This window comes from Candidatus Mycoplasma haematobovis (genome assembly GCF_001645765.1).
Taxonomy (GTDB): Bacteria; Bacillota_I; Bacilli_A; order Mycoplasmatales; family Mycoplasmoidaceae; genus Eperythrozoon_B; species Eperythrozoon_B haematobovis.
Genome location: NZ_LWUJ01000011.1, coordinates 80,983 through 92,581, shown reverse-complemented (window position 1 = coordinate 92,581; position 11,599 = coordinate 80,983). Strand labels below are relative to the sequence as shown.

General features: G+C 31.1%; 11 protein-coding genes. All 11 read left to right on the top strand.

What is annotated here, in order from left to right:
* The 11 genes from A6V39_RS02575 to A6V39_RS02525 are packed head-to-tail and all read left to right on the top strand — an operon-like array spanning nucleotide 1 to nucleotide 11,580.
* On the top strand, nucleotides 1-915 hold the full coding sequence (locus A6V39_RS02575; RefSeq protein ID WP_187150098.1) for a hypothetical protein: 915 nt from the start codon (nucleotides 1-3) through the stop codon (nucleotides 913-915).
* Nucleotides 916-931: 16 nt separating this feature from the next.
* On the top strand, nucleotides 932-1,861 hold the full coding sequence (locus A6V39_RS02570) for a hypothetical protein (protein ID WP_187150097.1): 930 nt from the start codon (nucleotides 932-934) through the stop codon (nucleotides 1,859-1,861).
* Nucleotides 1,862-1,881: 20 nt separating this feature from the next.
* Nucleotides 1,882-2,589 (top strand): triose-phosphate isomerase, encoded by a 708-nt coding sequence (gene tpiA, locus A6V39_RS02565; protein ID WP_187150096.1) that lies wholly within the window; start codon nucleotides 1,882-1,884, stop codon nucleotides 2,587-2,589.
* A complete protein-coding gene (gene gpmI, locus A6V39_RS02560) occupies nucleotides 2,590-4,104 on the top strand; it encodes a 2,3-bisphosphoglycerate-independent phosphoglycerate mutase (protein ID WP_187150095.1) in 1,515 nt (504 codons plus the stop codon).
* Nucleotides 4,092-5,237: a hypothetical protein gene (locus tag A6V39_RS02555; RefSeq protein WP_187150094.1), complete on the top strand. Its 1,146-nt coding sequence runs from the start codon at nucleotides 4,092-4,094 to the stop codon at nucleotides 5,235-5,237. Before gpmI ends, A6V39_RS02555 begins: the two co-directional genes overlap by 13 nt.
* Nucleotides 5,237-5,941, top strand: a complete 705-nt coding sequence (locus A6V39_RS02550) for a hypothetical protein (RefSeq protein ID WP_187150093.1) — start codon at nucleotides 5,237-5,239, stop codon at nucleotides 5,939-5,941. Before A6V39_RS02555 ends, A6V39_RS02550 begins: the two co-directional genes overlap by 1 nt.
* A complete protein-coding gene (locus tag A6V39_RS02545) occupies nucleotides 5,941-7,164 on the top strand; it encodes a hypothetical protein (protein WP_187150092.1) in 1,224 nt (407 codons plus the stop codon). The genes A6V39_RS02550 and A6V39_RS02545 overlap by 1 nt, the downstream gene beginning before the upstream one ends.
* Nucleotides 7,165-8,523: an ABC transporter ATP-binding protein gene (locus A6V39_RS02540; RefSeq protein WP_187150091.1), complete on the top strand. Its 1,359-nt coding sequence runs from the start codon at nucleotides 7,165-7,167 to the stop codon at nucleotides 8,521-8,523.
* On the top strand, nucleotides 8,516-9,346 hold the full coding sequence (locus tag A6V39_RS02535) for an ABC transporter permease (RefSeq protein WP_187150090.1): 831 nt from the start codon (nucleotides 8,516-8,518) through the stop codon (nucleotides 9,344-9,346). The genes A6V39_RS02540 and A6V39_RS02535 overlap by 8 nt, the downstream gene beginning before the upstream one ends.
* Nucleotides 9,339-10,184: an ABC transporter permease gene (locus A6V39_RS02530; protein WP_187150089.1), complete on the top strand. Its 846-nt coding sequence runs from the start codon at nucleotides 9,339-9,341 to the stop codon at nucleotides 10,182-10,184. Before A6V39_RS02535 ends, A6V39_RS02530 begins: the two co-directional genes overlap by 8 nt.
* Nucleotides 10,177-11,580 (top strand): type 2 periplasmic-binding domain-containing protein, encoded by a 1,404-nt coding sequence (locus A6V39_RS02525; protein WP_187150088.1) that lies wholly within the window; start codon nucleotides 10,177-10,179, stop codon nucleotides 11,578-11,580. Before A6V39_RS02530 ends, A6V39_RS02525 begins: the two co-directional genes overlap by 8 nt.
* Nucleotides 11,581-11,599: the final 19 nt, after the last annotated feature.

The window sequence follows — 11,599 nt, the reverse complement described above, 5'->3', positions numbered from 1 at the left end:
ATGGCGGATAATCAAGAGGAAGAGTTTTTAGATAAGGACGAGATACTTGCCGAGGATGAAGAAGAGGAAGAAATAGTTGAGGAACCAGAGGAGGAAAAACAAGAGGAAGAAGAATTAAAGAAAGAGGAGGAATTTGTTTGTGTCTATGATCCTAGTAGTAAGGCTTACAAGTGCTGTCATGAAGCACTTAAACGACAAACTAGCTTAATATTCTTATGAGTTCTATTTCTCTTGGTATTCTTGGGAGGAATAGCAACTCTTTTTGCTACTAAAGCTTTAGATTTCGATAGCAAAAAAAGACCTACTATAACTGCTATACCTTTTGCTTCTGTTGCGGCTATTGCTATAGTTGCTAAGATAGTAGCACTTAAGATGCAAAATGGTTTTTTCTTATCTGAAAAACATAATTACACAATTGCTTTACCTGAAAAACCAAATAAATTAATTCAAGAATTTTATGTACTTCAACAATGCAGGAAGTGTTCGCAATATTGAATTTTCATAATACTTACAGTACTTTCGATTATTACTGGAATTTATTGTGTAATAGTTTCGGCTATTTTGAAAGCATGCGGACAAACAGGACACTCAGGTTTATTTGAGATGTCTAGTAATTTAGGATTTGGGCAGGATACAGTAGCGGCAGTAACTACTCTTTCTTGAATGACCTTACCTATTTGAGCTTTATGTTATGGTGTTGCTTCTTTAAGAACAGACAAAATTATTAAGTCTCTAGAGAGAACTTATCCAAAGGCAGAAATAATTGATTGTTCTTTATGTAATCACAAATTAGAGGCAAGTAATAAGAGAAAGAAACTTATTGCTTTTGCTATAGTATGTTCATTAGGATTCTTTATTTATTTTTTCTTTAAGCGATTTACTTGTACTATATTTGAAAGGAGCTTTCAAGTATAAAAAATAAGCAACAGTTATGGAAGATAATACACAGCAACAAGAGCAACAACCCGAAAAGGAAGAAGGAGAGTTCTTAGATACAGAACGAATACTTTCTGAAGAGGATGAAAGATTAATTGATGAGTTAGCTGGGGATGAAGAAGTAGATGATGACTACTTTTACAATCCTACAAGTAAAGCCTATAGATGTTGTCATACAGCTCTGAAAAGACAAACTCAAATGACTCTATTTTGAGTCTTATTTCTCTTAGCTTTTTTAGGGGCAATAGGAGCCCTATATGCTACTAAGGTTTTAGATTTCAGCAACAGCAACAGTAAATGTAGTCAAAAAGAAGCCATTCTCGTTATTCCTTTTGCTTCAATGGCAACATTGGGATTAATGGCAAAGATTATTGCTGTAAAGAGACAAAATAGATATTACTCGGTAGAGAAGAAAAGATTTCTTAAAGGACTTCCCGACAAGCCTAATGAACTTGTTCAAGAATTTTATGTGTTACAGTATTGCAGAAGAAGTTCTCAATTCTGAATAATGATTACTTTAGTAGGTCTTTCAATAGTAACTGGTGTATATTGTGTGATAGTTTCTGGAATACTAAAGGCAGCGGGCATTGAGGGCAAATCAAGATTATTTAACATGACTGGTAAATTAGGTTTTGGAGAAGATACTGTTGCCGGATTAACTAGTCTCTCTTGAATGGTTATTCCATTTTGGTTACTATGTTATGCTATTGCTAGATCTCGTTCTACAAAAATTATTAAAGCTTTAGAGGAAGTCTATCCACCTGATAAGATTATGGACGAATGTCTATGTAACCATAGACTATCTGTAAACAACAGAAAACAAAAGCTTATTGCTTTTGCTATAGTATGTTGATTAGGATGCGTGGTTTATTTACTTTTTAAAAAATTAATATGCAACATTTTTGAAAAAAGTTTCTATATTTAAGTTTAAAATAGCAATTACTTATGAAAATCATATTTGGTAATCTTAAAATGAATTTCCTTTTCAGGGATTTTCAAGATTATCTTGAAACTATTTCTGCGAAATTAGTGAATGGAGCTCCTAAAGTTGATTTGGGTTTGGCTATTCCTTACATTTATTTAAAGAGTGCGGCAGATTCATTAGGTTCAAAGATTAAAGTATTAGCGCAAGATTTACATCCTGCTGATTCTGGTGCTTACACTTCTTCAATTTCAGGAGCACAAATACGTTCTCTTGGTGTTCCTGCCACACTTATTGGTCATTCTGAATGTAGAGCAATGAGCCAAAGATCTTTCATAATTACTAGCAAAGTTAAATCTGCTATGAATCATGGCTTGGAAGTTATTTATTGTTGTGGTGAAGATCCAGCTAAAGAAATTCCAGAAGAGCTATTTTTTTTAGATAATGAAGGTATTAAAAAAATTATTATTGCTTATGAACCAATTGCTTCAATTGGTACTGGTAAACCTATGGATGCAGAAAGTGCTGATAGAGAATTAGCAAAAATAAGAGACTTAGTTGCTGAAAAATATGGAAGAGATACTGCAACAAATATGAGATTACTATATGGGGGTTCAGTTAATTTAAATAATTACAAAGATTATTTAGCTAAGAGTAATATAGATGGAGTATTAGTAGGAGGGGCTTCACTTAATGTTGAAGATTTATGAAAAATGGCCACTCTACAATAAATGAGTAAACCAGTTGTTCTATGCATAATGGACGGCTGGGGACTTACTTCTAATGTTGATGGTAACGCGCCTTATTTAGCCAAAACACCTATATTAGATGGTTTATTAAAGAGATATCCTAATTCAACTCTTTCAGCTTCTGGGGAGGCTGTAGGATTGCCTGATGGACAAATGGGTAATTCAGAAGTTGGCCATATAAATTTAGGAGCAGGAAGAGTAGTTTACACCGGCCTTTCTCTTATTAATAAATGTATTAATGATGGTCAATTAGATAAGCAAGAAGCTGTTGTTGAGTTCTTTAATTTAGTAAAGGAAAGAGGATCTAAATTACATTTCTTATCTTTAATTTCAGAAGGAGGAGTTCACTCTAATATGAACCACTTTTTAGCGTTTGCAGATTTAGCATTTAAACAAAATCAACCATATATTCTTCATGCCTTTACTGATGGTAGAGATGTATCTCCACATTCAGCAAAAACAGATTTCATAAAGATTATTGATAAGCTTGAAAAGACTAATGGTAAGTTAGGTGTAATATCTGGAAGATATTTTGCTATGGATAGAGATAAGAACTGAGATAGAGGCGAAAAAGTATTTGCTTATTTAGTTGGTAAGAATAAAGAAAAACAATTTGATTCTGCTATTAATTACATAGAGTCTTCTTATGTTGCTGGAGTTACTGATGAATTTATTGAACCAGCTGTTTGTTCTTCATCTTTAGATTGTACTATTGCAGATAATGATGTGGTAGTATTTCTTAACTTTAGACCAGATAGAGCAAGACAACTCTCACACTTATTAGTGGGCTCTAATAATCTATATGATTACAAACCCTCTTTCAAACTTAATGATATTGCTCTATATGCTTTAATGGATTATGAAAAAATTAATTTAACTAAGACTTTATTCCCTCCTTTTGATTTAAAGAATACTTTAGGAGAGGTATTGTCTAAGAATGGTATTTCTCAGTTAAGAATTGCAGAAACCGAGAAATATCCACATGTTACTCACTTTTTTGATGGAGGTAAGACTATAGATTATCCAAAAATGACTAAGATCTTAATTCCTTCTCCAAAAGTAGCTACTTATGATTTGAAACCGGAAATGTCTGCTCCTGAGATTACTGTTGCTTTATTGCCTGAATTAAAGAGATTTGATGTAGTTATTCTTAATTATGCTAATCCAGATATGGTTGGACATACAGGCTCATTAGAGGCTACTATTAAAGCTTGTGAAACTGTTGATATTCAAATAGGTAAAGTACATGCAGAAGTCCAAAGATTAGGAGGTACTTTAATTATTATTGCAGATCATGGAAATGCAGAAGTAATGATTGCTAGTGATGGTTCACCTCATACAGCCCACACAACTAACTTAGTTCCTTTCATTATTTGTAAAGAAGGAATTAAATTAAGAGATGACGGGGTATTAGGGGATATAGCTCCTACAATATTATCCTTTCTTAAAGTTCCTCAACCTCCAGAGATGACAGGCAAAGTGCTTTGACAAAGTTAGTTGTTTGTAATAAAGATTTTTTCTTAAATTCTCCAGAGTTATTTAGGCAGTATAAGGATGCTTATTTTTTAACTTCGGAATTTAAACTTTACAAACTACTAGATCCTTTACTCCTAAGAATAGAATCTCACAGAACATTTAAGAGCAAAACTATATTTAAATTAGACGAAGGAATTTACTTCAGTTGTTCTAATAAAGCTTCTGATCCCATATGTAACTTAATCTTCCATAAAGATCGCTCTATTAAGAATAGATTTAATGGAAGAGAATTTATTTTCTCAATTGAATCTTTAGAGCCTGATCAAATACTTGAAATAGAACTTCTTCCTTCTTATTTAAAGTCTGCTAGTTTAATTACTTTAGCTACTTGAATAACTGCTTGAGATTTAAATATTACTTCTTATTTCTATGTACACAAAATACAAAAATATTTATTAGAGAGTGGTTTATTAACTACTAGCTTTACACATTTACCAATGGTAACTAATTCAAAAAAAATTAATGATATGCCTTCCTTCAAGAATTTCTTAAATACCTTTAAAGAAGAATCAGATATTTTTGGAGATCTTTCATTAGATGCTTTTGATTTCCTATACAAAAAGAAAACAAAAGCCAACAGGAACTCTAATCATTTTTTTGATGAAAATGAAGAGATAGATTTTGATTATTTAGAATTATTATTTGAAGATGATTCCTTCATAAAAGAAATAGCAAAAGCAAAGCGTAGACAGCGAAAAAAAGAAGCAGAAAGTTATGTATCTCAAATTGAAAGAAATATAGCAAGATCTAGTGCTTTTTCTTTCCCTAAAGAAATTGAAGTAATTCCAAAAGCTATTCCTGAACTACCAGCAGTTGATTTTCATTATTTAAATGGGGAAAATAAATATTCAGAAGATAGTTATGCTGATATTGTTAAATTAGAGGTAGAAGTAAAATCTGAAGTTCCTCAAAATATAGAAGGTGTATATTTATTTTTTGATTTAGAAGAAATATTTGAACCAGCCTTCAATTTAATTAAGATACCAGACTTAGAGGATGAAATTAAAACAATAAATGCTTATGTGGATGAAGCAATAGAATTCTACTTTAAAAAAGAACATACCGAACCTCCTTTCTTTTCTTGAGAGAAATAATGGAAATAACTTTACAAGAGATATACTCTACTCCTACTCCCCCCCGTTTCAAAAGCTATTTTTCTGTAAGAGATATAGTTGTTTTTGATCTTCAAAATTTAAAGAGAACTGCTACTTCTTTCTTTAGATTCTTAAAGTATGAATTTTTGCATAAGCTTAAAGTTGGAAGAGCTACTAATTTCTTCGAAGAAGAATTATTTGATAGTGGTACTATTGCTAGAAAATATGAAGCAGACTATTTATTCCTAGAAAAAGTACAAAGATATACTTTATTTCCTAAATATGATGGTGTAATATTTCCTTTTGATAATACTTATGAAAAACTATATTTTGGTATTAGTTTATTTGAAAAATTTATTTTCAAATTTAGACAAAAAATAGAATTCTTTCCTAGTGATCCTTTTGAAGATGCAGGACACTCACATTTTTTTGAAGTATCAGAATTATGAAGGCCCGAAAAGTGCCCTCATTATTTAAACTTAATAACAGAAGAAGTAAAAAGAAAGTTTAGTGCTTTAGAAAAAGCAGTTCTTAGATTTAATGCAGATATATTTGAAACTTATGACGGTGATTTCGTTGTTGTAGACAATGATGAAATAAGATTAGGTAAGTTAAATAAGAAGTTAAGAAAAGAAGATATATATGAAAAAGGAATACCTAAAGTAGAGATTGAATATGAAGAACCTAGGAATAAAGTTGCTTAATGGATAATAATCAACAGGAACAAGAGTCACTTCAGCTCGAGAGGAGAAAGCTCGAAATTCCTGATTTATCATCTCACCCTTCTTACAAAGAGCATGGGGATGATGCTATAGTTGACTTCTCAGTTGATGATATTTATGATGCCTTTAATCCTCATGTAGCTGTAGTAGTTAAACAAACAACCAAAGCTGGTAAGGTAGTCTTTGAATGTGATGATGTAATAAATATAGCTTCTGTTAAATTAGCCAAAAAAGAAGAGAAAAAACTACATATAGATTTTGATGGTGATGAAATTATTACAGTTATTAATAAGAATGATTTTGAAAAACAAGTAGCAGAAAGAGGTAAAGCAGTATTTGATAAGCCAGTAGTAACAAGTACTAAAGTAGAGAAGAAAGAAGAAGAGAAAGAGTTTGTATTCAATACACTACCTAAAGCTCTATTTAAAGGTAAATTAAGTGAAGTAGATGAAGCTATTTATGACTCTGCCTTTGGTAGTGATAATGAGATTGCACTTATTGAAAGAAGAGAAAGAGCAGAAGTAATTCAGAGCTTAATAGAGTTTAAAAAAGAACAAGCACCAATACCCGAACCAGCCCCAGATACTCCTGAATTATCTGAAGTTAAGAGTTACTTATCTACATATCCAGTTCATAAAGTATATAGAGGCATAATAACTGAGGCAGATGATGATTACATACCTAAGGATGCTTACCAAGATGCTGAAGTATTAGATGAAATTTTAGGAAGATCAAAAGAAGCTGCTATTGAAAAAGCTAAGAGAGAAGTAGCATTAGAATTTGGTAAAGATGTTGAAGATGAAGAATTATTTAATTATGCTAGAGCTCCTTTAGCTTCAGAAGAAGAAATAGCAGAATTAGAAAGTAAACACATGGCTTTGTATTCCTCACTTTCTAGAATACAAGAAATACAATCAGCTAATGATTTTAAATCTGCTTACCAAATACAAGATAGAATCTCTTATTTATTAAACCACAGAACTTTGCTATACAAGTCCCTAACTATAGAATTAATTAAATTTATTGATTCTATAATTAAAAAGCTTGATTCTTATTATGAACAAGCTTCAGCTAAATATGAAGAATTGAAGAAATACAATGAGAAGATTTCTGGTATTAAAAGCTACAAATGAAAAGCTGATGAATCTATGAAAATAATACAAGAAAATAAAGAAGCCGCTGAAAGGGAGTTTGGAAATCTTTAATTGTCTGAAAAGGTTTTTATTTCTCTTCGTTCAATAAACAAAACTTACGATAGGAAAAATAGAGTTCTTTCAAATTTTGATTTAGATATCGAAGAAGGTTCATTCGTTTCAATATTAGGCTCTTCTGGCTCCGGAAAATCCACGATTCTTAACTTAATTTCGGGATTTATTAAACCAGATTCAGGCAAAATACTTTTAAATGGCATAGATATTAAAGATATTCCTCCATACCACAGACCTACAGCCACAGTATTCCAAGACTATGCTTTATTCCCACATATGAATGTATTTGAAAATATCTCTTTTGGACTCAAAAAGATGTTTACTAATAAATCAAATGTAACTAAAGAAGTACTAGATAACACTAAGAGATTACATAACTTAGCAATAGAGAAGTCAAATAAGAAATTAGAGAAACTTAATGTACAAATTAAATACTTATCAAATAAAGCTCTTAAATTAAAGAAGAGTATTAGGGAATTAGATAAAGAGAGTGTATTCTATAAATTAAAGCTTTGATATCTTAAGAGTTACATATTCAGAATTAATGATTTAGATTATTGAAAATCTTATTGAGAATACTACCCTATACTTCAACAGAAAAAACTCTCAAATAAGTATTTACAAAGACCTTTAAATCAAAAGGAAATTAATGATAGAGTAAGAAATATTATTTCTTTAGTTGGTTTAGAGGGAAAAGAGAAAGTTAAACATTCTTCTCTTTCTGGTGGACAACAACAAAGAGTAGCTTTAGCAAGAGCAATTATTACTAAACCTAAAATACTCTTATTAGATGAGCCTTTATCGGCTTTAGATGAAGAAGTAAGAGAGAAGTTGCAATTAGAGTTAAAGAGATTACATAAACAATTGAAAATCACCTTTGTTCTTATTACTCATAATCAAAAAGAGGCTCTACTACTCTCAGACAAGATTGTAGTTATGAGAAAGGGTAATGTAGAGCAAATAGGTACTCCTTCTGAACTTTATGACTCTCCTACTAATAAATGAGTTGCTTCTTTTATGGGTAAAGCAAATATATTTAATGGTGTTTATTTAAGACCAGGAGCGGTATTAGTAGGAGATAAAGAATTTATTACTGATGTTAGGGAGGGATTTACAGCCAATGAAAAAGTATATGTAATGATTAGACCAGAAGATTACGATGTAGTAGATAGTTCTAGAGGTATAGTAAGTGTCCAAGTAATAGATGCTATTTACAAAGGACAGTTATGAGAATTAAGATGTCAGTTGTTTGAAGAGATTATTTATGTTGAGGCTATTAATGAAGTAATGATAGGTAAGACAGTAGGATTAGTGTGAGATGCAATGGATGTGCATGTTATGAAATTAGATGCTTAACTTATTTTTTGTTGGGATTGACAGAACAAAGAAATTAAATAATGGAATTAATATCTTTAATTTCTTTGCTTTCTTTTTCATAATACTTCCAATATTTATTGTTATTTATCATGCATTTAACCAAGCAAATGGAATAGAGAATAATGTTGCTGCCGTAAATATGAGTAATGTCAAAATAACAATAAAGAGTCTCTATGTAGCTTTCGTAACAGTATTATTTGTTTTTCTATTAGGTTATCCTTTTGCATATTTTGTATCTGAAGTTGAATCAAAGAAAGTAAAGAGCCTATTAATTCTCTTAATATCCTCTCCATTGTGGAGTAGTTATTTTGTAAAGTTATTGGGATTAAAGACTTTTTTTGATTTACTTTATGGAAGTAGCAATAGTACTTCAGGAATTATCTATGTGATTATAGGGCTAGTTTATATACACTTGCCCATTGCAATACTTTCTTTTTACAATGTATTAACTCAATTACCTAGGAATCTAATTAATGCTTCTTATGATTTGGGTTCAACTCCCCCCGAGACCTTTTCACAAATAATTCTTCCCTATACCAAAGAGGCACTTCTTTCAGCAATATTTCTAGTATTTCTTCCAGCTTTCACTACAGTTACTGTAGCAGATTTTATGGATAGGAGTCCAGGTGGTTCAATGATCGGACAAGTAATCAATAACTTTATTATTGTTGATATTAGTGGCTCTCTACCAAAATCAAGAGCTTCTTTCTTGACTCTATTTGTATCTTCAATAGTATTCTTAGTTTATTTCTTAGTTAAGTTCCTTCCTAAATTTCTACAACAAAAGAAAGACAATGATTAGCCTTGCTATTGACGGTCAAAAATGAAAACAAAGATTCCAATCTTCATTCATATTGCTTATTTTTTTATTTCTCTATGTTCCTTTAGCAGTTTTCATGCTACTTTCATTTAATAATGCCCATGATAAGAAGGATAATGTTGTAACTAAACTTCAATTTAATCAATTTAATTTTGAAAACTATCGTAAATTTTTTACTGATGAAGAAGGCTTTAATGGGGGTATGTTTAATGCTCTCACTAACTCCTTTACTATTGCTTTCGTAGCTACACCTATCGCTGTATTTATTGGTTTATTAACAGCAGTAAATATTTGAAGACATAATGAAAGAAATAAGAATTATGTCTTTGCTACTAGTAATTTCTCTATTTCTTGCCCAGATATTATTCAAGGAATAGCTTTTTCAATATTATTCTATGCACTTCTTGTTCCATTAGGAATTGACTTAGGCTTTTTTACCATAATATTAGCTCATGTTGCTTTCTCTATTCCTTATGTGATTGTCTTTATTTATCCTAAGTTATCAAAAATAAGCAAGTCTGTTCTCTATGCTTCTTATGATTTAAATTATGGTTTTTTCGAATGTTTATTTGAAATACTAGTTCCTATGCTACTCCCTAACTTAGCAGGGGCAGCATTATTAGTATTTTCTATTTCTTTTGATGACTTTATTATTACTAATTTAGTTAAAGGTAGTGTCTCAACAATAACAACTGAACTTTACAACATGAAACAAGGTGTTAAAGCTTGATCTACAGTATTTGGAACACTAATGATTTTAGGTATTACTGGAGTATTCTTAGTAAACTGGGCAATTAAATCATGAAGATCTAATGATTAAGAAATTAGTAATTGGTATTTCTGCCTGAGCTACAGCTGCTTCTGGTTTATTAATAGGCAGGTCATGAAGCAGTAATGACATAGTATTTGGTAACTATAGTGATTACATCTCTTCAGATGTAGCTCAAGAGCTCAGAGAAAAATATCAACTAAGAGTTGATTTATTTGATTATGACCATTTAGTTAAAGAGAGATTCCAGAAAGGAATCTATGATATGGCTATTGTAAGTACTTCTGTACTTTCAGAACTAAAGAGCTCTAATGCAGCTATGAAGCTAGATTGGAGTAAGTTACTTAAGAAAGAAGACGTTACTAATAGTGGCAACGGTCAATTAGATTCAAATACTGCTCTTTCTAAGGCTAGAGAATTATTTACAGATATTGTTAAGGATATGTCACATGATTTATTGGAATATGGAATACCTTACTTTGTTCAGAAGTTAAGTTTTTACTATATAGGAGATCCTATTGAAGGCTTAAGGGATGGGCAGAAAGTATCCTTTAAAGATTTAGTAAATAAAGTTTCAAATGAACCAAGATTCAAAAGTCAAGGAGGTAAGCCTCAATTAGGATTAATAGATGACCCTAGAACTGTTCTTTCTTTTGCTAGGAAAGTGGCAGGCAAACAAGATGTAAATCCTAAAGAGAATGACTATCCTGACTCTAATTCAATTTTGAAGGACTATAGGTCTTTAATTGATAATGGATTAAGTAGAGATAAGTTAGGTAAAGATTTTTTACTAATGAGTCCAGACTCAGGCACTTTAGTTGATGCATTAAGTGGTGGAGATATCAAAGGAGCATTTATGTACAACGGTGATGGTTTATTTGCTGCTTATGGAGGTAACGCCAAAAAAGAACCAGAGAAATTCCATACTGTTGAATTGTCAGAAAATATTTTCTTTTTGGATTTCTTAACTTTCTCAGAGAAAATGCCAAAGCATAAATTAGAGAATGCTTACAAGTTGGCAAAAGATTTGTTATTTATTACAGAGGCAAATAAAGAAAATCCTTTCAAAAGAAAAGGGGGAGATGGATCTAGCAAGGAAGAAGAGAATGATGAAGAAGATTCAACAGATGCAAGTAATAATGGTGAAGATGACGATGAACCGCCTTACGAAGAAATGGCAATTAGGAATTTTGATGAGGTTGGATACACTCCAACATTGAAATCTGTATATGAGAAATTAGATAAAGATTATTTTGATATTAATGATGAACCTGCAAAACCTGCAACTGAGGGTACAGAAAAAATCAAAAGCAAACTAAAAAGCAAAATTATTAAAGTTGAAAAAACAGTTGGAGGTAAGTTAGAGCATGAATATGAAAAACAAATATCTGCCCAACAAAAGAGTGATATGTTGATTGCCTATAGTAACTTTAAGTTACTAATTTAACAATGTTTTCTTCATATAT